We start from the raw sequence: 26,392 nt of genomic DNA on the forward strand, positions 1-26,392 counted from the left end.
TCTGCATCGGACAAGGGGCGTGTTCAAGGACGATTCCATGCCAGCTCTCACACAACATTCCACATCGATCACGCTGTTTCGCATCAGCGCCGCGATGTTTCTCAACTATCTGACTATTGGCATCCCGTTAGTCATGCTGCCGCTGTACGTTCAGCAGCAGTTGCATCTGAGCGATCTGTTGATCGGTATCGCGGTAGGCAGCCAGTTTATCGCCACCTTGCTTACCCGGGGCGCCGCGGGTCGAAAAGCCGACACGTCAGGCGGACGTCGGACGGTTATCACCGGTCAGTTCTACTGCGCCGCATCAGGTCTGCTGATGCTGGTCAGTCTAATCGCTCACCCGGTTCCGCTGCTCGCATGGGCCATACTGATTGTTGGTCGTGTGCTGCTGGGCATCGGTGAAAGTTTCATTTTGACCGGTAATTTAACCTGGGGGATGTGGCTGGCGGGCTCGACCCACGCGGGTCAGGTTATTTCCTGGAACGGCATGGCGACCTACGGTGCGCTGGCTATCGGCGCGCCGCTGGGGCTGTCGCTTTACGCCAGGGCCGGCCTGGCGCTTCCGGCGCTCCTCGTCGTGCTGTTGCCGATCATCGCCAGCGGAGTCATCTATGGCATTCCGGGGAATATCCCAACAGCCCGTCCCCGCGTGCCAGTGCTACGGGTAGTCGGCCTGGTGTGGCGGCCCGGAACAGGGCTTGTGCTCCAGGGTATTGGTTTTGCCACCCTTAGCGCATTTACCGCCCTCTGGTTCAACGAGCGTCACTGGGATAACACCGGTTTTGCGATGACGCTATTTGGCATTGCGTTTATCGCTGTCCGCTTTTTCTGCGCCAAATTTCCCGACCGTTACGGCGGCGCCACGGTCGCAACCTTTTCACTACTGGTAGAGGGGACCGGACTGGCGGTAATGTGGGCCGCTCCGTCAGCAGGCGCTGCGCTGATTGGCGCGGCGATTACCGGCTGCGGCTGTTCGCTGATGTTCCCATCGCTGGGCGTAGAGGTTGTGCGCAGAGTGCCGCCGGAGATTCGTGGTACGGCCCTCGGCGTCTGGTCAGCGTTTCAGGATCTGGCCTACGGATTTACCGGACCAATAGCGGGCCTGCTGACGCCGTTTATCGGCTATCAGCAGGTCTTTCTTCTGGCCGCGGCCTGCGCGCTGCTGGGCGCGGCGGTTGTCCATCTCCTGCTGCGGCAACATTAAGCTGTTAAGAAGGGGCGAGTCTTTTCCGCCCCTATCGCAAAGACTTCGCTGGCCGCCATCTGCCAGTAGCCAGGGTTAAACAGTTCCAGCGAACAGATCCCCTCATAGCCCTTCTGCACTAGCTCATGCGTGATCTCATGCAGTGGGATCACGCCGTTGCCAGGAAACAGACGATGGCAATGCTCCAGCGTTGCCAGCGGCAGATTATCGGCGTCATCAATATGGTAAACGAAGATCTTTTCCACAGGGATCTGGCGAAGCGTGGTCAGATCCCGCCATTGATCGTGCAGGTAAAGATTAAAGGCATCGACAACCAGCCCGACGTTACTGCGATCGACCGCATCTACGATCTCCATCGCCATGGCAAGACTGCGCACACAGCATCCTGCGGAACCGATCGGCTCAAAGGCCAGCCGCATCTGGCTTTCTTCCGCCACTGCCGCCATCTCGCGCAGACGCTTCACTGAATCTTTCACCGTTTCCCCTGGCGGAAAATTTCCCCCCTGACGAATGGTGGGCACCACAACCAGACAATCACCCCCCACCACTGAGCCAGCATGGCAGGCGAAAGCCAACTGCCGCCGTTTCTCCGCCCAGCTTTCGCTATCACAAAACGTAATGTCTTCCAGCGAATTGTAGCCCCAGGGCTTAAGGTGGCCGACGGCGAAAATGTCTGCCAGCTCGCTTAACGTATGTTTCTGCAACCACTCCTGCAACATATCCAGACGGATTTCGATGTAGTCATAGCCAAAACGTTCCGCCAACACAACATCCTGTGCCAGCGTGGAGTTTCGCATACAGGTCGCTTCATTAAATCCCAGCTTCATCATTCAGATCGACTCCTGCCGCCATAGCAACGTACTGGCGCCTGACGGCGGCAGCGTTAACGCGATCTCTTTATCGCCATCCAGCACCCGACAACGCCTTTCCTGGACATCGCGGTTATACACCACCAGCACACGCTCGCCGTCGGGATTCACAAATCCCACCTCTTCCAGAAGATTATCGTAACTTGAAGAAAGCATGACCCTCGCCCCCGGACGCACATAGCGGCAGAAGTGGCCAATACCATACCAGGAGTGGTTACGCCGCAGCACGTCGTTTTGCGCATCGTATTGAATGGGCGCTTCACACAGATTACCCTGATGATTCGGCCCGCCCTCACTGTTCAGCAGCAGATTCCAGTCGATAAACCCGCTACAACCCGATTTGAAATTACCAATCATGTCATGGAGATAGGTATGCCAGTGGCGAATCTGGCTACCGGCATCGCTCTCCATTGGCACACAGCCTTCGGAAAACAGGAGTTTTTTATCCGGCAGGCACTGGGTCAGATACTGTATTTGCGAAAAATGGTCGCCGGTATACCAGTGGAATGCCAGCCCGTTAATTCCCTTATAATTAGCGTCGTCAGCAAAGGCGAGTTCAGCCCAGTCTACCAGGCCATCTTTATCGTGATCCCAGATATAGATCTCCATCTCATCCATACCCTGCCGGGCGAGGCGCGGACGCAGATACTGCACGGCAAAGGCTGTCTCCTCTTCCACGCTATACAGACAGGAGTCCCAGGTTTTTACCGCCACCGGCTCATTCTGCACGGAAAGCGCCTGCACATTAATGCCGTGGCGGCGGTATTCCAGCAGGTAGTTGATAATGATATCGGCCCAGTCGGCATAGCATTCGCGCCGCAGCTTGCCGCCACCGTTCATATCGTTATTAGTTTTCATAAACGCCGGCGGACTCCACGGCGAAGCCATCAGCTTCATGTGTGGATTTAACCGCAACGCCCCGGAAATCAGCGGTATTAAATGCGCTTCATCGCGGGAAAAGGAGAGTCGTCCCTGTCGCAGGTCAGCGCTGGAATCGACATACGCGTAATTGCCCAGGGAAAAATCACAGCTCTGAATTGGCATCCGCGCCAGAGTGTAATTATGTTCCTGAGCAGAAAAATAAAGGGAAAGAAATTGCGCCTTCGTCTTTTCGCTCATGCTGTTGAATACCACACCCGCACCTTCGGTAAAGCTGCCGCCGAATCCGTCAATCTGCTGTAACGTGTGGCGCGGTAAGACGCTGATTAATTCACTGCAATCACGCTGACGATGCGAAAAAGAGACCGCACGCTCAACAAGGAATTGCTGACGATACGGATCGGAAGAGATGAGTCTGCCTTTCATAGGGAAGTTCCGGATAAAAGAAGATAATAAATTGTGATATGCCGGATAGGACGCTTAAGCATCGCTATCCGGCAGAAGGTTTTAATACGCGGAAGGTTTATTTGTAGAAATCAGGTTTTGAGGGTAATTCAACAATCTCGGTATTCCCTGTTTCCTGAGACTTCACGCAGGCATCAGCGGTAACCGCAGCCAGATAACCATCCCATGACGTTGGGCCTGCCGGCGGCAATCCTGCGTTCAGGCGATCGAAGAAATCCTGGAACTCAATGTCGTAGGCATCAATAAAGCGCTGTTTCCAGTCAACCAGGATATCGGTGCTATACTTCGCCGCTTTCCGTACCGCGGCGCTGGCGACGGTTGGCAGCTCCGCCATTCCTTTCTCGCCGGTAACATCGCAGTGAATGTCATAGCCATACTGGCAGTTCACAAACACTTCAACCACAATATTGATGCCGGAGGTGGTTTCCATTACAACCAGCTGCGGATCACGCAGAGTGGTCACCAGGCTGGACTGACGCGGGAAGTAAACCTTAACGGTTTTATAATCTTCGTTAAGCAGCCAGTGCATAACGTCAATTTCATGAATCAATGTTTCATAGATAGCCTGTGGCGTTTTGTATTCTGGCACCGTGCTGGCATTGTAATGACGTCCATGAACCATTAATGGCTGACCGATTTCGCCGCTGTCGATAATATTTTTCAGCTGAACGTAACCTTTGTCGTAGCGGCGCATAAAACCAATCTGCACCATGCGCTTACCATTTTTCTGCTCTGCTTCAATCACACGCTGACAATCCGCAGCCGTCACCGCTAACGGTTTTTCGCAGAAAACATATTTGTTAGCATTTAGCGCGGCAACGGCCACATCGGCATGCGCCTCATTTGATGCGGTAATGATGACCACTTCAACGTCTTTATCATTAATCAGATCGTGATAGTCATTATAATCTTTGGCTTCGATCGCATACTTATCCAGCGCCGCCTGCGCCCTACCCGCGACGATATCACATACGGCAACAACCTCTACACCCGACACGGTGTTGGCCAGACGTCTTAAGTGATCGGAGCCGATCATGCCGATACCTACAATACCTGCTTTTAAAGTCATTTTCTGTTTCCTTTTCAATTAAAGATAATTTTTCAGTAACTCATCAATATGCTTTTTACCTTTTTGCGCATATTCCAATGGGTTATATTTCTTAGGATCCTGCTCGGCCTCAACAACAATCCAGCCAGAATATTGATGCCCGACCAGATAAGCTAATACGGATTTAAAATCAATATTTCCATCGCCGGGGACGGTAAACACACCATCAAGGAAAGAATTGAGGAATGATTTCTTCGCGAGGCGACATGCTTTGAGTTTTTCATTACGCACATCTTTAAAATGAACGTGTTTAATACGATCAAAATGTTTACTCAGTAGCGGCATGACATCGCCGTCAGAAACATATATATGCCCGGTATCAAACAGCAGATGTACAAATTGCGGATCGGTATTCTCCATGAGTCGATCCACTTCTGGCAGAGTCTGCACACCGGTGCCCATATGATGATGGAAAGCGAGCTTCAGCCCGTGCGCATTGGCAATCTTCCCAAGCGCATTAAGTCCTTCGCATAAAAGCTGCCATTCGCTGTCGCTGAAGTTAGGCTTCTCTGTATAAACGCACTTATCGATAATACCTTGAATACTATAAGTTTGTTCAGAAACAACGGCGACATATGCATGTATTGCCTGCAAATAAGCACAATGCTGTTCAAAAGCATTCATCGCAGATGCAATACCATCGCGAATAATAAAGGAAGAAAACCACTGGCCTGGTATTTCCAGTCCGCGAAGCATTAACTCTTTATTTAACTCAGCAGGATCCTGCGGATAACAACCGCCAACTTCCGTCCCGGAAAAACCGGTGAGCGCGGCATCACTAAGTATTTGTTTATATGTATTTTCTTTACCAATCTCAGGAATATCATCATTGCGCCAACCGATAGGCGCAATCCCCAACTTAATGCTCTTTTTTACATTGTACATGTTGCTGGCTCCCACTTAATGAAACGCTTTTACTGCATACCGCGATGCAAATTAACCTTTGATGGACAACATATTACTTTTTGTAGCCTGAAAAACTTTATCTATCCTGGTTGAAGAAGTGGGATAAATGCGTCAGGTATCACAAAAAAATCATCACTCTTTAATGATATTGCCAGACTTTTCGCGCTATAGATAAACGCATAAAATATACCGACAAATAAAAATGGCCGCAGTATTGCGACCATTCTCATGACGATTAAATTTTAGCAAGCATTAATATTCAAATAATAAATAATTAGCTTTACGATAGTCCTTTCGATATTGACCGGGCGTTTTCCCCACTTTATTTTTGAAGTAATTCTGAAAATGACTAAGGTTGCTAAAGCCAACACGATAGGCAATAGAGGTGATCTTTTCGCGCCCGCCTTCATCCGTGGTTAGTAACGATTGAGCCTCCCCCAGCCTACGTTTTATCAGGTAATCCATCGGTGAATAACCATAGCGGCGTTTAAATTCATGGGAAACATAATAAGGACTGACATTAAATTTCGTCGCCAGCGTATCCAGCCGAATTGGCTCATAGAAATTGCGATCAATATAGGATTTTATTGAATCAAGTAAATTTTCATGGCGCTGTATGGCATCGTTACCTGTGCGTAATAAGACATTTCCCTCAATGTATTTGAGTACTACCTGGGTCAATAGCTGCGCCATTGCTGGCCCTTCTACCGCATGCTGATTAATAACGGTAAACACGGAGCTCATCAGTTTTTCCACCGTCGCATAATGGTGATACAGTGGAATAACCGGCACAATATCATCCGGTATTAGCGCATTCTCACGTAGACCCGGACACGAAATATTGTTAATCCCACAACAAATAGTGCCAATTGGTCGCCCGCTTTCCAGATACTCATCATGCACCACCTGGCTGTTATAAATGACCAGGTCGCCTTTACGAACCGGGTAGATGCGATCGCCAATGAAATACTCCCCGTCTCCTTCGGTGATAAGAATCAGTTCAACGGTCTGTGGGTGCATATGCATGAACCGGACAAACGGACCATTGCTCTCACTGACCTGACTCACATACGCCAACTGGGGCTGAGCCTTATTCTCTCGTTCTGAAGGACAGAAGCACAAGCGCATGATTTACCCTCCAATATCCGAAACTGTGGTGCCGAAACACCCCTGAAATTTGAATTTTTATACCACACCAAATGAAACAAAAATGCTATATAGATCATAATTTTTTCCAAATCTTTCCTCGTCACAACAGACAACCATTGATACCACACCAAATAAAAACAATAAAAATCAATAAGTTAATTAGATTTTTGATTTCTTACTGCACATACTCCCGTATAAAAATCAGCCGTCAAATTTTCAAAATAAAATTTCATAAAAATAAATTTGAAATTTTTAATCCTAAAATTTACATTGAATACGGTATGCGTTTTAGGCTGAAGATAACCAGGTTTTCCTGTGACCGCTCAGTCAGAACGTCGTCAACATCGGTTTAAGAGGATAAAAAAGAGATGGAAACAGTCGGCAATTTTATTCATGGTAAAACGACACTGAGCAGCAGCGGCGAGACGCTACCGGTGACTAATCCGGCCACCGGTAAAGTAATTCGTCAGGTCACCCAGAGCACCCGAGAGGAGATGCTGGCGGCAATTCAAAGCGCACATGAGGCTTTTCCGGCATGGAGTAAAATGACTCCGCTACGCCGGGCACGTATCCTTTTTGAATTCAAAGTATTACTGGAAAATCATCGGGACGAACTGGCGGCGCTGATCGTCAGCGAGCATGGCAAGGTCTGGTCAGATGCGCTTGGCGAACTGACGCGCGGCATAGAGGTTGTCGAATTTGCCTGCGGGATCCCGCACCTCAGCAAAGGAGAGTACTCCTTTAACGTCGGCTCAGGCGTTGACAGCTTTTCATTAATGCAGCCGCTTGGGGTTGTGGCAGGCATCACACCGTTTAACTTCCCGGCAATGGTGCCTATGTGGATGTTCCCGGTTGCTCTGGCTTGCGGCAATACCTTCGTCCTGAAGCCGCCCGCACTGGTGCCGTCCGCATCGTTACGTATGGCGCAGCTTCTGCAGGAGGCTGGCCTGCCGGACGGCGTGTTTAACGTTGTTCACTGTGGCAATGAGGCGGCTAGCCTGTTGACCAGCGACCCTCGCGTACAGGCCGTCAGCTTTGTCGGTTCCTCCGCCGTCGCGGAACATATCTATACCACCGCCAGCGCCCATGGCAAACGCGTACAGGCCTTCGGGGCCGCCAAAAATCACGCAATCGTCATGCCGGATGCAGACCTGGACGCCACCGTCAACGCCATTATGGGCGGAGCATTTGGTTCCGCGGGCGAACGCTGTATGGCGCTGCCGGTAGTGGTCGCGGTGGGCGATGAAACGGCGGACCGTCTGATCGAACGCCTGAAACCGCTGATTGCGGCGCTACGTATCGGCCCGGGAGAGCTGCGCGGCAAAGATGAAAATGAAATGGGCCCGGTTGTTTCACGTGCTCATCAACAGAAAGTGTTGGGTTACATCGACAAAGGAGTTAGCGAGGGAGCAACTCTGGTCATGGATGGCCGCAACTATAGCGTGGCGGGATATCCTGAAGGCTTTTATGTCGGCGGCACTCTGTTTGATAACGTCACGCCTGAGATGACCATCTGGCGTGAAGAAATTTTTGGCCCGGTTCTCGGAATTGTGCGCGTCCCGGATTATGCCACCGCCATTAGCACGGTAAACTCCCATGAATTCGGCAACGGCAGCGTGATTTTCACCACCAACGGTCACTATGCGCGCGAATTCGCCCAGTCGGTTGAAGCCGGGATGGTCGGTATTAATATTCCAGTTCCGGTTCCGATGGCATTTCACTCTTTTGGCGGCTGGAAGCGCTCGGTGTTTGGCGCCCTGAACGTCCATGGGCCGGATGGCGTGCGCTTCTATACCCGGATGAAAACCGTTACCTCGCGTTGGCCGAACGGACAGCAGATCGTATCGGAGTTCAGTATGCCGACTCTCGGTTAATACGCTTTCAGGAAGGAGAAGATTATGGCCAACTTGCTGAGTACCTGTACCTCTGAGTCGGGAAATATCCAACACATTTCCCCTCAAAATGCAGGCTGGGAGTATGTCGGTTTTGATGTCTGGCAGTTGAAGGCTGGAGAGTCGATAACCCTGCCGTCCGATGAGCGTGAACGCTGTCTGGTGCTGGTTGCCGGGCTGGCCAGCGTTAAGGCCGCCGACAGTTTTTTCTATCGGATTGGTCAGCGCATGAGTCCGTTTGAACGCATTCCGGCTTATTCGGTTTACCTCCCCCATCATACGGAGGCGAAAGTGACAGCCGAAACCGACCTTGAGCTAGCCGTATGCAGCGCGCCGGGATTCGGAGAGCTTCCGGTACGTCTGATCTCGCCACAAGAGGTCGGGGTAGAGCATCGGGGAAAAGGGCGCAATCAGCGCCTGGTGCATAACATCCTTCCTGATAGCCAGCTCGCCGACAGCCTGCTAGTCGTTGAAGTGTACACTAATGAAGGCGATACCAGCTCCTGGCCCGCGCACAAGCACGATACGGCAGTTGAAGGCCAGGAGACCTATCTGGAAGAGACGTACTATCACCGTTTCAATCCACCTCAGGGATTCTGCTTACAGCGCGTCTACACCGACGATCGCAGCCTGGATGAATGTATGGCGGTCTATAACCGGGATGTAGTGAAAGTACCTAAAGGCTACCACCCGGTTGCCACCATCGCGGGTTACGATAACTACTATCTGAACGTGATGGCCGGCCCGCTACGAAAATGGCGTTTCACCTGGGAAGAGAACCACGCGTGGATTAACTCACCAGACTACCCGCGATAACACTTCGTTGAGTGGTACTTTGCCAGCCGTCCTCTGCGGCTGGCTTTTTTATTCAACTCTGCGCCACACACGCTCATAAGATCGCTATCCGCCTGCTCTTAAATTATTTCCCTGTTTTGTATATAGCGTATTTACGGCACGGCCCCCACCAGGCATACGCAATAAAATAATGATGCAGAAGAAGACTTACCCTATTTGCCGATATTATTATGGATCAAGTAGTTACGTAGAGGTGGTAAACACTGGGGAGGTTTCAACAGGGTATATCCTGTGCGCACTCGCTGGAGGGAGTAAAGGTTGTGTAACCAGCGGAGAATATCTCTGGATATTCTCCGCTAATATTGGAGAGGTATCAGGCTATTACATCGCGACGTTTCCCCTGAATTTCACGCAGCTTGTTCTCGGCCAGCCGTTCAATTTCTGTTAGCGGCACCCCTTTTGTTTCCGGCACATAACGAGAAATAAAGACATAGCAGACCAAATTAAAGACGACAAAAATCCACATCGAGAAAGCGCCGCCGAAGGTCTCCTGCAGCCAGGCGTTATCATTTATGACCGGGAACAACAGTGAGATGAGGAAGTTGGCTATCCACATCAGGCTCACCGCCAGCCCCATCCCAAAACCTTTTATTTTTTCAGGGAAAACCTCAGAAATCAGTACCCATGCGCCAACGCTCCAGCTGACGGCAAACAGCAGCATAAAAAACAGGATGCCAAAGATGGTAATGTAGCCTGTATCGTGGGTGTACAAACCGTATGACGCGATCAACAGGCCGACAATTGAGCCGATGGTACCAATTTTCATAATCGGTATACGGCCATAGCGGTCGAACAGGATCATGCCGATAAAACTGCCCACCACATTACATACCGCGATAAAAATGGTCTGGAACATAACCACTTCGGTACTGCTGTTCTGCAACACCAGCGGCGCATAATAGTTCATTACGTTAACGCCTGTGAACTGTTGCAAAACGGCGATACAGCATCCAACCAACAGAATATAGCGGAGCACCGGCGAGCTTTTCAGGTTGGTGCGTTCTCCCCCGGCGACGTTGTCCTGTGGACGTACGGTTTCTTTCATGCTGTCAAAAATAGCGGCCACATCTGTGGCCGTTAATCCACTGTAGATCCGGGTAAGCACCTTTATCGAACGAGCTTCGCTGCGGTTGTTACGGGCGCACCATGCCGGTGATTCGGGTAGGAAAAGCGTAATCGCTAACATCGCAATGGAGGGTACCACTTGGGCAAAAAGCATAGTCTTCCAGCCCTGGGAAACCAGCACATCAGCAGGCATTCCTTTTGCTATCAGATAGTTGACTATAAACACGATAACCTGGCCAGATACCACAGAGATATTGTAAATGCCCAGCGCTTTGCCGCGAATTTCAGCAGGCGCCAGTTCAGACATATACATGGTGGATGCCGTTCCGGCCATCCCAACCGCAAAACCACACACAATGCGGGAAAGGGAGAAGATCATGAACGATTCACTCATCGCCGCCCCTAAGGAAGAAGCGATAAAAATGATCGCAATGATCAGAAGCGCAGGTTTACGCCCCAGTTTATCGGCAATTTTTCCACCGACCAGCGCGCCGATGATACAACCAATCACGATACTGGAAACGGCCCATCCGGTCTCGGTTGGCGTCAGTTGGTAATACTGCTGTAAAGGCAATACCACCCCGGTAATCACCGCCGTTGAATAACCAAACATCAATCCAGCCAGCGCCGCAATACAACACAGGACGTACACATAGGCCGAATTGTACTTACTTCTCTGAGACATAATCCCTCCCTTGCCTGTTGAGGAAACAACACACCAATGAAATTTTTCATTTTATTTTTGCATTCATTAGAAGAAAAATTCCATGCAAAAGATCACGAAATGGAGATGTTCCAGGAAAGAACAAAAAGTACGGCCCCTGACAAATTGAGTTCAGGCATTGTCACGAAAGCAATAAAATCAAGTAAATTCATCAATATATATGAGAGCACTGCGCAAAACGCAGCATCTTAACGATAAAAAACGCCAGGATTATGAAATTCGAAATGTGATACCCATAACAAAACATAAGTTTCATTATTGATCGTTTTGAAATTAAAACATAGGTTGTGAAACGAGAGTTCTCAATAGCTATAAGATCGTCGGCAGAGCTACGGCAATGACCGACATAAGATGAATTTGTCTATTTGTTCACTAAATTCAAACAGATAGATGAAGTTTATTCTGGAGATAATCTACCTATGTCCACATCAGATAGTTGTTATAATACGGGTTACATATTACGCATCTGCGCGATTGCCGCACTGGGCGGAATATTATTTGGCTACGATACTGCTGTTATTTCAGGTGCGATTGGTTCACTGACCAGCTACTTTCATCTATCTCCTGCTGAGACCGGCTGGGCGGTTTCCTGCGTTGTGGTGGGGTGCGTTATTGGTTCGTTTAGCGCCGGATATTTATCCAAACGTTTTGGACGCAAGAAATCATTGATGGTTTCAGCGCTGTTATTCACTATTTCCGCAGTGGGCACCTCCCTCTCCTACACGTTCACCCATTTTGTGATTTATCGCATTATCGGTGGACTGGCAGTCGGCCTGGCGGCAACAGTATCACCGATGTATATGTCTGAAGTCTCACCGAAAAACATGCGCGGCAGAGCATTAAGTATGCAGCAGTTCGCTATCGTTTTCGGTCAGATTCTGATCTTCTACGTTAACTACAAAATAGCATCAATTGCAGCGGATACCTGGCTCATTGAACTTGGCTGGCGCTATATGTTTGCTGCGGGTATTATTCCCTGCATTTTGTTCTGTATTTTAGTCTTTTTAATCCCGGAATCTCCCCGCTGGATGATGATGATTGGTCGCGAGGAGGAGACGCTAAAAATACTGACCAAAATATCCAACGAAGAACATGCCAGACATCTTCTTGCCGATATAAAAACCTCACTGCAAAACGACCAACTAAACGCCCATCAAAAACTCAATTACCGCGACGGGAACGTGCGTTTCATCCTGATTCTGGGCTGCATGATCGCTATGCTGCAACAGGTAACAGGGGTTAACGTCATGATGTATTACGCGCCAATCGTCCTTAAGGATGTGACCGGTAGCGCCCAGGAGGCCCTGTTCCAGACAATCTGGATCGGCGTGATTCAGCTTATCGGTTCCATTATTGGCGCAATGATTATGGATAAGATGGGGCGTTTGTCGCTGATGCGTAAAGGCACTATTGGCAGCATCATCGGCTTGTTGCTCACCTCATGGGCGCTGTACAGCCAGGCAACCGGTTATTTCGCGCTATTCGGTATGCTGTTCTTTATGATTTTCTACGCGCTTTCCTGGGGCGTGGGCGCATGGGTGCTTATTTCTGAAATATTCCCTAACCGGATGAGGTCGCAGGGAATGAGTATTTCGGTCGGATTTATGTGGATGGCAAACTTTTTAGTTTCGCAATTCTTCCCGATGATTAATGAAAACCCGTATTTACTTTCGCATTTCCACGGCGCATTTCCAATGTGGATATTCGCCATCTGCTGCATCTTCAGTTACTTCTTTATCTGCCGTTACCTGCCGGAAACAAAAGGCATTTCGCTGGAGAAAATGGAGAGCGTAGTGTTAGCAAAACGCAGAAAAAAACTGCAGCCAATTCAAACCGAACGTTATTCTGATTAAGTTTCACCACAATGCCGATGATCGCTAAATACGATCATCGGCTTGTTTTTTTACTCCGTCGCCAGCGCCAGTGAAACCGCTAACGTTTGCGCCAGACACATGGACGCGACCTGAGAACGGAAACCATCGACCTGCGCTTCACGTACCACAAAACAGACTTCACTGAACGCTGCCAGCGGGCTGACCTGGCTATCGGTTATCGCAATATGGTGCGCACCGCGTTTCGCACCAAGCTCGACTAATTCCACCACTTCCTGCGCGTAAGGCGAGTAGCTGATGGCAATAACAACATCGTCAGGGCTGACCATACTTAGCTGTTCAGAGAACATTCCGCCAATACCGTCAATTAAAAATGCCCGTCTCTCCAGATGACGCAATGCGTAGGTTAAATAACTGGCCACGCTAAACGAACGACGTAATCCAATCACATAAATATTGTCGGCTTTCGCTAACAGATTTACCGCCGCATCCAACTGCTCATTTTTAATCTGCACCGGTAATTGTTGTAATACCTGTGCATTCACCATTGAAAATAGCTTCAGAATTTCACCCGGCTTTTCCGGGGTAGGTTCCCCTTCATCCGCATTTTTCTGTCTGAACAGACGCGCCCGCTCGGTATAGCTTACTGTTTCCTCCATCAGGTGCTGGCGAAATACCTGTTTCATTTCATTAAATCCGCTAAAACCAAACGCATTAGCAAAACGAATCAGTGTCGAAGGGGGAACATCGGCATGTTGCGCGATGGAAGCGACCGTGTCAAAAGCAACGCTATTACTGTTATCCAGAATATACTGAGCAACTTGTTTAAGACGTTTGCTAAGGCTGTCATAGCGACTGCGGATATCATCCTGCAGTAAGGAAAGTTGAGTTTGATGTTTAGACATGCATGATACTCTAATAGAACGAAAATTTCGTAAATAACCATATTAGCACAAATGAACTGAACATACAGTTAACAACATTCAAATTGCGCTGTGGTTACCTTCAGTACAGAATTTGCTGGCGGGCTGGGTTCTGAGCAATCTGAATCTGACCGCATAAATGCGACAGGATCAGCATTGTTATGACTGGACGATGCCCGCAGCCAGGCGGCATCGCAAACGTTGAAAGGCAGAAGATGACGTTTATAAATCACGAAACCTTCATCTGTTATTGCGAACTGGCTCTTTTCGTCCCGCATACGGCAACCGGCGGAACACTCTTAGTGTATTACACTGATTACTTTAAGGATATGCGTCTACTCTTTTTCAATACTGAGCGGCAAATGATTTTTCAGTATTGCTTTAACGTCTCCCGGCGAGCGGAATGCGCTTTCGATGGCAAGATGCCCCATATAAAACAGCCAGCCACAAGGCTGGCTGACCGCATAGTCATTTAATACGCTGTTACGTTCTGAGCTTTTTTCGCCAGCCCATCCAGCAATTTCTGATGGATGCCGCCGAAACCGCCGTTGCTCATCACCAGGATGTGATCGCCAGGCTGTGCGGTTTTCACCACCATTTCCGCCAGCGTATCGACATCGCCACTCCAGTGAGCAGGCTGTACGCAGGCTTCGGCGACTTCCGCCACTTGCCACGGAATATGCGGCGGCTGCAGCAGGAACACTTCATCCGCACGCCCTAACGACGGCGCCAGGTCATCCTTGCATAACCCCATCTTCATCGTGTTAGAGCGCGGCTCCAGCACTGCGATAATGCGCGCGGTGCCGCCCACTTTACCGCGCAGCGCCGCCAGCGTGGCCAGAATTGCCGTCGGATGGTGAGCAAAATCGTCATACACCGTCACGCCGTTCGCTTCACCGCGTAGCTCCAGACGGCGGCGGGCGTTAATAAATGACCCCAGCGCACTGGCAGCTTCTGCGGGCGCGACGCCCACGTGGCGCGCGGCGGCAATCGCCATCAGACCGTTGTGCATGTTATGTTCGCCGACCAGGCCCCATTTCACATCGCCGACTTTTTCGCCGTCCAGCCACACTTCCCACTCGGAAGCATCCGTAGTCAGCTTCTTCGCCTGCCAGTGTCCCTGCTCGCCCACCAGCTCCTGCTCGCTCCAGCAGCCCAGCGCCATGGTCTGTTTCAGGTTGATGTCGTTTTCCGGCCAGATGATGCGCCCCTGCCCCGGCACGATGCGCACCAGATGGTGGAACTGCTTCTGGATCGCTTTCAGATCGTCGAAGATGTCGGCATGATCAAACTCAAGGTTGTTGAGGATCAGCGTCCGCGGGCAGTAATGCACAAATTTAGAACGTTTATCAAAGAACGCGCAGTCGTACTCATCCGCTTCGATAACAAAGAACGGGCTCTCGCCCAGGCGCGCGGAAACCTCAAAGTTGCCCGGTACGCCGCCAATCACAAAGCCCGGTTTGTACCCGCACGCTTCCAGTATCCAGGTCGCCATGCCTGCGGTCGTGGTTTTGCCGTGGGTACCGGCGACCGCCAGTACCCAGCGATCGCGCAACACAAAGTCGTGCAGCCACTGTGGACCAGACATAAAGGGAATGTTTTTTTCCAGCACCGCTTCCACGCACGGATTCCCGCGCGTCATCGCATTGCCGATAATCACCAGATCCGGCTGCGGATCGAGCTGGCTGGCGTCATAACCCTGGATCAGATCAATGCCTTGCTTCTCAAGTAAGGTACTCATCGGCGGATACACATTGGCGTCCGAACCCGTTACTTCATGACCAAGCGAGCGAGCCAGCATCGCCAGCCCCCCCATGAAAGTGCCACAAATTCCCAAAATATGAATGCGCATACGTCACTATCCTTTTTTTATCTGCGAGCCATTTTACGCACATGTCTGGCAAGTGAGAAACGCATTTCAGGTAAATCTGTACTTTGCTGGCGCGATTCACCTGAGCGCATCATCTGAAATGTTTGTTAAGATTGTTACGGTCGCTTTACTCCAATCAATTGCAGGGAAAGTGTTATGAAAACGTTAGGTGAATTTATTGTCGAAAAGCAGCACGAGTTCTCTCAGGCTACCGGTGAGCTCACTGCTTTGCTGTCGGCAATAAAATTGGGCGCCAAGATCATCCACCGCGATATCAACAAGGCCGGTCTGGTCGATATCCTGGGTGCCAGCGGTGCTGAGAACGTACAGGGCGAGGTTCAGCAGAAACTCGATCTGTTCGCGAACGAGAAACTGAAAGCTGCACTAAAAGCGCGCGATATTGTAGCGGGCATCGCATCGGAAGAAGAGGACGAAATTGTCGTCTTTGAAGGCTGCGAACACGCGAAATATGTGGTGCTGATGGACCCTCTGGATGGCTCTTCTAACATCGACGTTAACGTCTCTGTCGGTACGATTTTCTCGATTTATCGCCGCGTGACGCCTGTCGGCACGCCGGTCACCGAAGAAGATTTCCTGCAACCCGGCAACAAACAGGTCGCTGCGGGATATGTCGTGTATGGCTCGTCCACCATGCTGGTTTACACCACCGGCTGCGGCGTACACGCTTTCACCTACGATCCGTCGTTGGGCGTGTTCTGTCTGTGCCAGGAACGTATGCGTTTCCCGGAAAAGGGTAAAACCTACTCCATTAACGAAGGCAACTACATTAAGTTCCCGAATGGCGTGAAGAAGTACATCAAATTCTGCCAGGAAGAGGATAGTTCAACAAGTCGCCCTTATACCTCACGTTACATTGGCTCTCTGGTGGCCGATTTCCACCGCAACCTGCTGAAAGGCGGCATCTATCTCTACCCCAGCACCGCCAGCCATCCGCAGGGAAAACTGCGTCTGCTGTATGAATGCAACCCGATGGCGTTCCTCGCGGAACAGGCCGGCGGCAAAGCAAGCGATGGTAAAGAACGTATTCTGGATATCATTCCGGAAAGCCTGCACCAGCGCCGCTCGTTCTTCGTCGGCAACCGCCATATGGTTGACGATGTGGAACGCTTTATCCGCGAATACCCGGACGCGTAATCTTTACCACCATGCGGAATAACGCATGAAGCCGCCATTGGGCAATAACATGTCCGATGGCGGCGTTGCCTTATCAGACCCGTGATTTTTCCGGTTCTTAACCTTTGGTGTTCATGCTCCGCAACGACGCGCCAGATGAGGCGGAAACGAAAACAAGCGAAGACTTTCGGCGTGAGTTGGCTATAATACTCGCCACTTGTTTGTCATAAATTCAAAGGAAACAGACATGAGCTTACTCAACGTCCCGGCGGGTAAAGAACTGCCGGAAGATATCTACGTCGTTATCGAGATCCCGGCTAACGCAGATCCGATCAAATACGAAGTTGACAAAGAGAGCGGCGCGCTGTTCGTTGACCGCTTCATGTCCACCGCGATGTTCTATCCGTGCAACTACGGTTACATCAACCATACCCTGTCTCTGGACGGCGACCCGGTAGACGTTCTGGTCCCGACGCCGTACCCGCTGCAGCCAGGCGCCGTCATCCGTTGCCGTCCGGTTGGCGTACTGAAAATGACCGACGAATCCGGTGAAGATGCGAAACTGGTTGCCGTACCGCACACCAAACTGAGCAAAGAGTACGATCACATTAAAGATGTGAACGATCTGCCGGAACTGCTGAAAGCGCAGATCACTCATTTCTTCGAGCATTATAAAGATCTCGAAAAAGGCAAATGGGTGAAAGTTGACGGTTGGGACAACGCCGAAGCGGCTAAAGCGGAAATCGTTGCCTCCTTCGAGCGCGCAGCGAAGAAATAAGTTCGCTTTTACATAAGCGTCAAGATAAAGGCTCTCATAGTAATGAGGGCCTTTTTATTGGCTAATGAATAGAACACAATTTTTATCATTATTAGTTTAACATTCACGGAATGAATAAGACTTTACCTTATTTTTTATTAAAAAGGGTTGAATACGCTCACATTTTCTCTAAAAAGCTTAAGATAATAATTGTTTTGTGAATGCCCGCAGACTCCTCTGGACTTACGCCCTAAATATTAGCAAGCGCCAAATTCTTATTTAGTGCATAGGCCCGATTACCTTTTTAATAAGGTATCCTAAGCTCTCCCTACCAATAACCGTATTTTTAATCCAACATAACATCCGCTCAAAACACACTTTTTAATATATTTTTAAGGGCTGCCATAGTTATTTACTATTTTAAGAGATTATGATGAAAAATGATATATTAATTACCGGTGGACATATCATCGATCCCGCTCGTAATATTAATGAGATTAACAATTTACGCATCATTAACGATATTATCGTTGATGCCGATAAATATCCTGTAACTTCGGAGACCCGGATTATCCATGCCGACGGCATGATCGTCACTCCCGGTCTTATCGATTATCACGCGCATGTTTTTTATGACGCGACGGAAGGCGGCGTCAGGCCTGATATGTACATGCCGCCGAATGGCGTCACCACCGTCGTGGATGCAGGTTCTGCCGGTACGGCAAACTTTGATGCCTTCTACCGAACGGTGATTTGCGCCAGCAAAGTTCGAATCAAAGCGTTTCTGACCGTGTCGCCGCCGGGCCAAACCTGGTCACAAGAAAATTATGATCCTGACAATATTGATGAAAATAAGATCCACGCGCTGTTTCGCCAGTATCGCAACGTTCTTCAGGGATTAAAACTCAAGGTTCAGACTGAGGACATTGCTGAATATGGCTTAAAACCGCTGACTGAATCCCTTCGTATTGCCAACGATTTAAAGTGTCCCGTGGCAATACACTCGACTCATCCCATCGTTCCCATGAAAGAACTTGTCTCCTTGCTACGCCGCGGCGATATTATCGCTCATGCGTTTCACGGCAAAGGTAGCACCATTCTTACTGATGAAGGCGCTGTCTTAGCCGAAGTCCGTCAGGCAAGGGAAAGAGGCGTTATATTTGATGCCGCCAATGGTCGCAGCCATTTTTCAATGAACACGGCACGCCGGGCCATCGCCAATGGCTTTCTTCCGGATATCATCAGTAGCGATCTCTCAACCATCACTAAACTCGCCTGGCCTGTTTACGCCTTACCATGGATTTTATCGAAATACTTAGCACTCGGCGTCGCGCTTACCGATGTCATTAACGCCTGTACCCATACCCCAGCAGTTTTATTGGGCATGGCAGCAGAAATTGGTACGCTGGCCCCTGGGGCATTTGCCGATATCGCCATCTTTAAATTAAAAAACAGGCATGTTGAATTTGCCGATATTCATGGTGAAACGCTCACGGGGACGCATGTGCTGGTACCACAAATGACCATAAAATCCGGTGAGATATTATTTCGTCAAATTGATTTTGGCGCGCGGCCAAACGGAGTTGAAAAATGACCTCAATGCAAAAATGGCTACGGATCGGCGCGACATTAATGTTCGGCCTTTTTGTTGCTTATCTTGACCGTTCTAATCTTTCCGTTACGTTACCTACGATTACACACGACCTGAATATTGATGGCGCAACGGCCAGCATTGTATTAACCATATTTCTTATTGGCTATGCCTTTTCAAATATTTTTGGCGGCGTATTTACCCAGCGATACGATCCGAAAAAAATAGTCATTCTGATGGTGCTAATCTGGTCGATTGCGACCGTTTTTGTCGGATTTACCTCGTCAGTGTATGTTATTTTGATTTGTCGGCTAGTGCTTGGCATTACCGAAGGCATTTATTGGCCGCAGCAGTCCCGCTTCGCCAGCGACTGGTTTTCAGACAAAGAACGGACGCAGGCGAACAGCATTATCCAGTATTATGGACAGTTCCTGGCATTAGGCCTGGGATTTATGATTTTGTCTCCGCTGGATGCTGCCTTCGGTTGGCGAAATGTTTTTATTATCACTGGTGTGATCGGCATTGTTGTTGTGGTTCCACTTTATATAACAATGCTGAAAAAACAGGAAGAAGCGCCTTATTATCGTGCGCCGGCGCCAACAGAGAAAACTAAACTTACCCTGGAATCGCTGGGCGGAACCCCCTTCCTACTCCTTATTTTTACCTACATCACTCAAGGGATGTTGTTCTGGGGAATTACGTTATGGATACCCATGGTTGTCAATTCTCTCGGCTATACCGGATTCAGTAAAGCATTGGTCAGTTCTCTGCCTTATCTGACTGCGGTTATACTGGCAATCCCTATCTCATGGATCAGTGATAAGACACAAAAGCGTGTACTTATTGCTTCACTGGGCCTACTAATCCCCGGCGTGATGTTATTTCTCCTGCCATTTGTCGATGCGCCGGGCTTTAAAATCACGCTCATTACCCTGGCGATGGGTTATTATGCCGCCAGCTTTACCCCCAACATCTGGTCGATTATCCAGTCGAACGTTAAACCCCATGCGATTGGCCCAGCCTCCGGTATTATTAATGGCATCGGAGCCGGCGGCGGCGGTACGCTGGCAGGCCTAATGGTCGGCTATTTTTACCGGACAACCGGCAGCTATATGCAGGGATTTATGGTTCTCGGATGCATTGTTATCCTGGGCGGCGCGTCATTATTGATCTACGGCAGAATAAGAGCTCACCATGCCCGGCGCTAGCGCCATCAGCCAGAATGTAAAAAACAACGCCACCCGAGGGTGGCGTGTTCAGTTCAGGGCTGGTTTCTGTCTAACCAGTCACCGCTTTCAATCAGAGTTAACCCATCAACAGGACGTTGATATACATACATCCATGCGCTGCCGTAAGGCGTCTGGATTAACTGGCGTGCGTATTCACCGCCCCTGGTGCGCAAAGCATCAAGTTCGGCCAGCGTGGCGTTATCAATTCGATAAACTTCACCGTATACCGCTCCGTTTCCCGGAACTGCGCCTGGATAGTGGCCCAGACTATACAACTGGTAGTTATCGATACGGTAATCGCCAAGCAATTGGGCATTGGTCATCCAGTGACTGTTGCCTTGTTTCTGTCGTAAACTGCCATAGACAAATATTCGCATTGCTAAAACTCAAACTGATAGAGCAAATCAAGTGCCTGATCTACGCCAGACACTGCTTCCAGATATAGCTTAGGCATCAGGCGATAACGTAACGTGAGCGTCGCCAGAGAGTCAAATATCCCTACACCATACTTCACCTGTAGACCCGGCAGTACATAGCCGCTGACCACAACCTGGGACGAATCGCCCACCCCTTGCGTGTCCAGCGCCAGATTACTTACACCGAATGTCTCTCCGATTTTACCCACAACCTGACCACTTTGCGCAACCCCCAGGCCAATAAGCATGGAGGTCATTGCTGCGCTATCACTCTGATTGCTGTCCAACCCCTGCCCACGCAGCAGATAAGAAAGCGCTTCAGCCTGCGGCATCGCCGGATCGGAGAAGATTTCCGCTTTGGGTTCATCAGCAGTGCCTGTGACACGCACGCCCGCAATGACATCGTCTTCGGTGGCGTCAGGGTTACGGATCGCTTCGATATTGAGCAGCGGCTGATCCGGCGGGCCGGAGAACAGCAGCTCGCCTTTACGGACAAGCAGGTCCTGGCCGTAGGCGCGGAATCGGCCGTCAGGAATATTGATTTGACCATTCAGCCCCAGCCCCTGCTTATCCTGCGCGACTTTCAAATCGCCGGTCAAACGCGCTTTAAGCCCGAAGGCGTCGATGCGCACGTTGTTGCCGACGTGGACCGTCAGATTACTGTTGATGGGAATAGACGCTGTCTGCGGCGTTTCTGGTTGCAAGTCATTGTTGAGCATAACCACATCGCTGGAGACGCCGACCGCGCTCTCCGGCAGGTCGTGCACCACAATTCGCGCCCACGGAACGTCCACACGCCCATCCAACGTGAACAGCGAAGGCGTCGCGTCAAAGACCACATCCGGCGAGACATCCAGGCGCACCATCGGCGGAACGGTAATCCGCACCCGGCTGCCTTTCGCCGTCACCCGCGCGCGCCAGTTGTCAATCTGACTCCAGTCGGCGTTGCCGTTCAGGTTAATTTGCCCTTGTTGTGTTCGCACGATACCGGCGAGCGTCGAACGCGTCCCGCTAAAGTTCATGGTGAGCTGGCTCGGCTGCATCTCAAACGGCATAAAATTACCGTCAATATCCAGCGCGCTAAGCTGCAACTGACCAAACAACTGCGGGCTTTGCACATCGCCACCCAGACGTAGCCTGGCGTTTAACATTCCCGCCGCTTTTTCGCCGCGCGAAAAGACAGGGTTGACCATCGCCAGATTGAGATTGCGCATGTTGACGTTACCGCCGAGATTGCGCCGCCCCTGAGGATCGGTTACCTGCACCTGGCCATCGAATTGACCATTGTTCGTCAGGCGAATCAGCCATCCCAGCTCGGCGCGATTATTGTGCAGATCGGCGCTGAGGTTCAGCGTCTCAAACGCGACCGGTAACGGCGCGTCATTGACGGTCTGCGTGACCTTCACATTACGACCGGAAAGCGTGACCTTCCCCTGCGGCAATCCCTCCTGGGTGGTGTCCCACGACACGTCCGCTTTCCCGCTAAAGATCCCGCTGGCCTGAGTGGTATCAGGCATAAATGGCTTCAGCATCGCCAGATCAAAGCGGTTGAGATTGACCACCGCCCGTCCTGCGGCGCCCGCATCAATGGTTTGCGGTACGCACAGCTCGGCGTTCGGGTTCAGCCAACAATGCGGCCCGATACTGATTTTCTGTTCTTTATTACGGTAGTCCAGCGCAATCGCGCGGGTCAACGACCATGGCCCCACTGGCGTCTGGAAACGGGTGTCGCTTAACGTCCCTTTCCAGCGCGCCGCCTCGCGATCAAAACTGCCTGTCAGGGAGAGTTGACCGGATACCGGTTCTCCCTGAACACGGAGCTGTAGCTGATGCTGCTTCTCGCTGCCTTTGGCGTCAAGCGTCACCAGATTGATGTTAACGTCGGGCTGCGAAATCCGCTCTACGCGAACGTTGAGATGGCCCGCTATCTGATCGGTGGATTTAATATCGCCCTCAATGCGCGCCTGGGCGACAGACAGCTCCTGCCAGCGCAGACCGCGGGCGGTGATATCCGCCAACAGCTGCGGCGCTTCTACCGTACCGCGGACTTTAACGATTCCTTTTGCCATGCCGCCCAGTCCTGGCAGCGCATTATCCAGCCCTGGCGCATCGATGGCGGCGTCAAGATTCAGCTCCTTAACGCCAAGCTCGCCTTTTATATCGGCGCTGTTTGGGCCCAGCGCAAGGTGCAGCCCCGGGATCGTCCACTGCATGTAGCTGTTGCCCTTTAGCGTCCCGTTGACGTTAACGCTGTTCTGCTTCACATTGCCGGTCAGCTTGAGTTCCGGGACATCCATCTGCCAGGTGCCGCCGTAGAGGCTGCCTTTGGTTTTCATGACGCCGTTAAGCTTCGCGGGCCAGTCCGGGATCTCTTTAGCGGTATTGATGCCATTCAGCGTCAGTTCGCCGCGCCAGCTAATCGCCTGCTGCCAGTCCACCAGCGCTTTCAGTTCGGTTTTTCCCTCCAGAGCGGCGATGGTAAGTTTATCGAGATTAATCTGCCGCTCATTCCCTTTGGCATCCAGCGTAATGGTCGCCGGCGGAATATCTTGTCCTTTCACGGCGGTTCGCATCGACAACGTATAGTCGGTCATCTTACCGCTCAGTTTGAGCTTCAGCTCGTCAGCCTGAAACTGGGTATCACCCGTCAATGGCCAGGCAATGCGTTGGCTGACGACTTCAAGATTGAGCGGTAAACCGGCCTCCGCCAGCCGCGTCTGGGCGCGAAGCGCGACATCCATCGGCCCGGAAAGGTTCACCCCGACCTCCAGTTGTTCGCGTAGCGCGCCGCCGACCTTGAGTTTTATCTTTTCACCCTTTAGCGGATCGATATTCAGCGTACTGTTGAGCGTAATATCAACCGGCCAGTTATTGGCGAGCTGCGCCGTACCGGAGGCTTTCACCGTGCCCTGGTTGGCGTCGATATCCAGCGTATCCAGCTTCATATTACCGTCGATACTGCTGACTTTAAGCAGCATCGTGCGCACCGTCAGATCGGTATCGCCGGTGATGCGTAGCTGCTCGCCGCGAAATGACTCGATATTCAGATTGAGCGGCAGGTGAACATCGGTCATCTCCGGCATTACCGGTTTTGCAAACAGATCTTTTAGCGTTTCGCCAAGCGGCTTTTCATCCGGTTGAGGTTTCTCGATTTTGGGTTCAACCACCTCTTCCTGCGCCACGTCAGCGACCTTCGGCAGCGCGATCAGCAATCCCTGAAGCCGCGTCGGTTTCAGGGTCAGGTTTTTCTCCTGCCATGCCAGCCCGGAGGTAAAATCCAGCACCGAAACGGTAGTGTCATCAATCTTGATATTGATGTTATTCAACGCCACGCGCGACAGCGTGATGGGCCAGGGGGTGGAGAGGTTCAGCGGTCCGCTTTCTTCCTCTTCTTGCGCCGGTTCGGAGTGTGGCATTTTTTTGCTGTCGATAGCGACATTAATGTCTTTTAGCGCCAGATCATTGACGCACAGGCTACTGCGCCACAGGCAATCAAGCCCGACGGCCAGATGAATTTCGCCCGCATTCACCGCAACGCCCGGCTGCTCATAGCGGATATTTTTTAACGATAAGTCCCGCCAGCCGCCGGTGACCTGCCCAATCTCCAGCCCCGGCACCCAGCGGTTCGCCGCACTGAATACCAGATGCAGCCCCGTCGTCGTCCCGACCAGAAACGCAACGCTCGCCAGTAACACCACAATGAAAATCAACACGCCGAGGCTTATTTTCTTCCATAAACTCATAATTCAGGCCCCAGACCGATATAAAACTGTAAACCGTGTTCGTCTTTGTCGCCGACCGGTACGGCAAAATCGAGTTTGATAGGCCCAACCGGCGACGCCCAGCGCACGCCGACCCCGGTCCCGGTTTTGAAATCGCTACGGCGAATATCACTCACCGCCTCGCCGCTATCGACAAACACTGCCCCCCACCATTTGCCGGTGACGTTATACTGGTACTCCAGCGATCCGGTTGCCAGTTTTGAGGCGCCTTTAAGATTGCCGTCGCTATCTTTAGGCGAAATAGATTTGTATTTATAGCCGCGAATACTGCGGTCGCCCCCGGCGAAGAAACGTAAATCCGGCGGAACTTTGTCGAAATCACCGGTTTCTATCCAGCCCAAATTGGCGCGCATCACAAAACGGTGGCGATCGTACAAAGTCCGAATCCAGACGTTTTGCGCCTGCAGCACGGAGAAATCCACGTCGGAGCCCCAGGCCGTATTCGAATAGTCTACTGAATAGCGCTGCGAATCGCCCCAGGTTGGCATCAGTCCCCCTCGCGAGCGGGTTCGACTGATCATCACGCCCGGGTAGAACAGCATGGTGGTGTTGGTGACGTTCCCCTGGGTAAAGTGGTCGAAACTCCAGCGCAGGTTAATCGCCCGCTGCCAACCGCTGGAAAGGTCCCAGTAACGCGACACGGCAAGCGTGGTCGAGTCCTGCTCCGTATCATTCAAATCGGTACGTTTAAAACCGCCCTGTACCAGATAGTATTGCTCCAGCGGGTTTTTCAGCAGCGGCATTTTATAACTAAAATCCAGCACCTGTTCCGGCGCAGAAATACTGGTGCTGGTGGTCAGACTATGACCGTAAGAGTTCATCCACGGTTTTTTCCACGACGCTTTCACGCGCGGCCCGACGTCGGTGGAGTACCCCACCCCGGTTTCAATCGTATTTTCGGTTCGCGGCGATACCACGCCTTTTAACGGCAGAATTTTTGTTTTACGCGATTTCTCAAATTCCGGCGCCACCACGACAGAATTAAACCATCCGGTAGCGGAAAGTCGGCGGTTTAGTTCCGCCAAATCTTTCGATTCGTACTCATCACCCTCTTTAAACGGCAACAGATTTTGTAAATATTCATCACGAATCTGCGAACCTTCGAAGGTGACAGGTCCGAAGCGATAGCGCTCACCGCTATCATAATCAATATCCCAAAACGCCTGATGACGGCCCAGAGCAATTCCCAACTGACTTTTAACGAATTCGCTGTCGAAATAGCCTTTACGTAGCGACACGCTGGTTAACGACTTTTTAAAATTGTCATAGTCTCCCTGGTTCAGCACCGTGCCGATTGCCGGACGCGTTTTCAGTAAGGCCAGATAATCTTTGTCCGTGCGCGCGCCGCCGCGTAAAATGACTTCTGTACCGCCAATCAACACCGGCTGGCCGGGCGTAACCCTGGCGATTAATACCTGCCGTCCTTTCGCAGGCGGTGGAAGCAGGTCGAATTTGATAGTGGGTTCGTAATAGCCTAACGCTTTAAGCCCTTCGCGAATCGCATCATCAACTCGGGCGCGAAAGCGCCGATCCGGCGTCACCTCATCGCTCTGAATCGTAGAGAGCTGTGCGCGAACGTTTTTTTCCAGCTCTCCGGATAGCCCTTCGACTTTCAGACGAACATTTGCGGCTACCGCAGAACTGCTCAGGCACAGTAAGCTAACCCAACATAACTGACGGATATGTGGCACATTTTCTCCTGAATATCCCCTATTCCCACCCCTGGAAAAAATCACACTACC

At 51.0% G+C, this 26,392-nt stretch carries 20 protein-coding genes; 9 read left to right on the top strand and 11 right to left on the bottom strand.

The window, feature by feature from the left end; all coding sequences use genetic code 11:
* Positions 1–37 precede the first annotated feature (37 nt).
* Positions 38–1,204 (top strand): MFS transporter, encoded by a 1,167-nt coding sequence (locus NBA72_RS12990; protein ID WP_001111174.1) that lies wholly within the window; start codon positions 38–40, stop codon positions 1,202–1,204.
* Here the strand turns inward: NBA72_RS12990 and iolI1 are convergent.
* From iolI1 to reiD, 5 genes are all read right to left on the bottom strand, one after another.
* A complete protein-coding gene (gene iolI1 / locus NBA72_RS12995; protein WP_000976927.1) occupies positions 1,201–2,034 on the bottom strand; it encodes a 2-keto-myo-inositol isomerase IolI1 in 834 nt (277 codons plus the stop codon). The genes NBA72_RS12990 and iolI1 overlap by 4 nt on opposite strands.
* Positions 2,035–3,378, bottom strand: a complete 1,344-nt coding sequence (gene srfJ / locus NBA72_RS13000) for a lysosomal glucosyl ceramidase-like type III secretion effector SrfJ (RefSeq protein WP_042947858.1) — start codon at positions 3,376–3,378, stop codon at positions 2,035–2,037.
* A gap of 97 nt (positions 3,379–3,475) precedes the next feature.
* Positions 3,476–4,486, bottom strand: a complete 1,011-nt coding sequence (gene iolG1 / locus NBA72_RS13005; protein ID WP_000172704.1) for an inositol 2-dehydrogenase IolG1 — start codon at positions 4,484–4,486, stop codon at positions 3,476–3,478.
* Positions 4,487–4,504: 18 nt separating this feature from the next.
* On the bottom strand, positions 4,505–5,425 hold the full coding sequence (gene iolE, locus NBA72_RS13010) for a myo-inosose-2 dehydratase (protein ID WP_012601329.1): 921 nt from the start codon (positions 5,423–5,425) through the stop codon (positions 4,505–4,507).
* A gap of 258 nt (positions 5,426–5,683) precedes the next feature.
* Complete coding sequence (reiD, locus tag NBA72_RS13015) at positions 5,684–6,508, bottom strand: myo-inositol utilization transcriptional regulator ReiD (protein ID WP_000332219.1); 825 nt, start codon at positions 6,506–6,508, stop codon at positions 5,684–5,686.
* A 122-nt stretch (positions 6,509–6,630) separates the two neighbouring features.
* Between reiD and NBA72_RS13020 the strand changes: the two genes are divergently transcribed.
* The 3 genes from NBA72_RS13020 to iolB are packed head-to-tail and all read left to right on the top strand — an operon-like array spanning position 6,631 to position 9,288.
* Positions 6,631–6,933: a hypothetical protein gene (locus tag NBA72_RS13020; RefSeq protein ID WP_071591110.1), complete on the top strand. Its 303-nt coding sequence runs from the start codon at positions 6,631–6,633 to the stop codon at positions 6,931–6,933.
* 15 nt (positions 6,934–6,948) lie between these two features.
* Entirely contained in the window at positions 6,949–8,454 is a 1,506-nt protein-coding gene (gene iolA, locus NBA72_RS13025) for a malonate-semialdehyde dehydrogenase IolA (protein ID WP_042947861.1), read from the top strand.
* 24 nt (positions 8,455–8,478) lie between these two features.
* Entirely contained in the window at positions 8,479–9,288 is an 810-nt protein-coding gene (gene iolB, locus NBA72_RS13030) for a 5-deoxy-glucuronate isomerase (protein ID WP_000002010.1), read from the top strand.
* A gap of 352 nt (positions 9,289–9,640) precedes the next feature.
* On the opposite strand, the gene iolT2 is transcribed toward iolB, so the two are convergent.
* The gene (iolT2, locus tag NBA72_RS13035) at positions 9,641–11,077 is read right to left on the bottom strand and encodes a myo-inositol import MFS transporter IolT2 (RefSeq protein ID WP_000083108.1); all 1,437 of its coding nucleotides are present in this window, start codon (positions 11,075–11,077) and stop codon (positions 9,641–9,643) included.
* 458 nt (positions 11,078–11,535) lie between these two features.
* Between iolT2 and iolT1 the strand changes: the two genes are divergently transcribed.
* Positions 11,536–12,969, top strand: coding sequence for a myo-inositol import MFS transporter IolT1 (gene iolT1, locus NBA72_RS13040; protein ID WP_000107709.1), 1,434 nt, complete (start codon positions 11,536–11,538; stop codon positions 12,967–12,969).
* A gap of 50 nt (positions 12,970–13,019) precedes the next feature.
* Here iolT1 and iolR read toward each other — a convergent pair whose 3' ends face one another.
* Together iolR and mpl are read right to left on the bottom strand one after the other, a co-directional pair.
* The gene (gene iolR, locus NBA72_RS13045; protein WP_000033840.1) at positions 13,020–13,853 is read right to left on the bottom strand and encodes a myo-inositol utilization transcriptional regulator IolR; all 834 of its coding nucleotides are present in this window, start codon (positions 13,851–13,853) and stop codon (positions 13,020–13,022) included.
* A gap of 490 nt (positions 13,854–14,343) precedes the next feature.
* The gene (mpl, locus tag NBA72_RS13050; RefSeq protein WP_001219833.1) at positions 14,344–15,723 is read right to left on the bottom strand and encodes a UDP-N-acetylmuramate:L-alanyl-gamma-D-glutamyl-meso-diaminopimelate ligase; all 1,380 of its coding nucleotides are present in this window, start codon (positions 15,721–15,723) and stop codon (positions 14,344–14,346) included.
* A gap of 174 nt (positions 15,724–15,897) precedes the next feature.
* Between mpl and fbp the strand changes: the two genes are divergently transcribed.
* From fbp to NBA72_RS13070, 4 genes are all read left to right on the top strand, one after another.
* Positions 15,898–16,896 (top strand): class 1 fructose-bisphosphatase, encoded by a 999-nt coding sequence (gene fbp, locus NBA72_RS13055; protein WP_000853764.1) that lies wholly within the window; start codon positions 15,898–15,900, stop codon positions 16,894–16,896.
* Between the two features lie 226 nt (positions 16,897–17,122).
* Positions 17,123–17,653 (top strand): inorganic diphosphatase, encoded by a 531-nt coding sequence (gene ppa, locus NBA72_RS13060; RefSeq protein WP_000055079.1) that lies wholly within the window; start codon positions 17,123–17,125, stop codon positions 17,651–17,653.
* A 409-nt stretch (positions 17,654–18,062) separates the two neighbouring features.
* On the top strand, positions 18,063–19,226 hold the full coding sequence (locus NBA72_RS13065; protein WP_023138836.1) for a metallo-dependent hydrolase: 1,164 nt from the start codon (positions 18,063–18,065) through the stop codon (positions 19,224–19,226).
* Positions 19,223–20,431, top strand: a complete 1,209-nt coding sequence (locus NBA72_RS13070) for an MFS transporter (RefSeq protein ID WP_000203131.1) — start codon at positions 19,223–19,225, stop codon at positions 20,429–20,431. Before NBA72_RS13065 ends, NBA72_RS13070 begins: the two co-directional genes overlap by 4 nt.
* Before the next feature lie 53 nt (positions 20,432–20,484).
* Here the strand turns inward: NBA72_RS13070 and NBA72_RS13075 are convergent, their stop codons facing one another.
* The 3 genes from NBA72_RS13075 to tamA are packed head-to-tail and all read right to left on the bottom strand — an operon-like array spanning position 20,485 to position 26,341.
* Positions 20,485–20,829 (bottom strand): gamma-glutamylcyclotransferase family protein, encoded by a 345-nt coding sequence (locus tag NBA72_RS13075; protein ID WP_001219167.1) that lies wholly within the window; start codon positions 20,827–20,829, stop codon positions 20,485–20,487.
* A 2-nt stretch (positions 20,830–20,831) separates the two neighbouring features.
* Positions 20,832–24,611, bottom strand: coding sequence for an autotransporter assembly complex protein TamB (tamB, locus tag NBA72_RS13080; protein WP_042947867.1), 3,780 nt, complete (start codon positions 24,609–24,611; stop codon positions 20,832–20,834).
* Positions 24,608–26,341, bottom strand: a complete 1,734-nt coding sequence (tamA, locus tag NBA72_RS13085; RefSeq protein ID WP_001120235.1) for an autotransporter assembly complex protein TamA — start codon at positions 26,339–26,341, stop codon at positions 24,608–24,610. The genes tamB and tamA overlap by 4 nt, the downstream gene beginning before the upstream one ends.
* Between the last annotated feature and the right edge of the window lie 51 nt (positions 26,342–26,392).

The sequence above is a fragment of the Salmonella sp. NW1250 genome (assembly GCF_051812965.1).
Lineage (GTDB): Bacteria > Pseudomonadota > Gammaproteobacteria > Enterobacterales > Enterobacteriaceae > Salmonella > Salmonella enterica.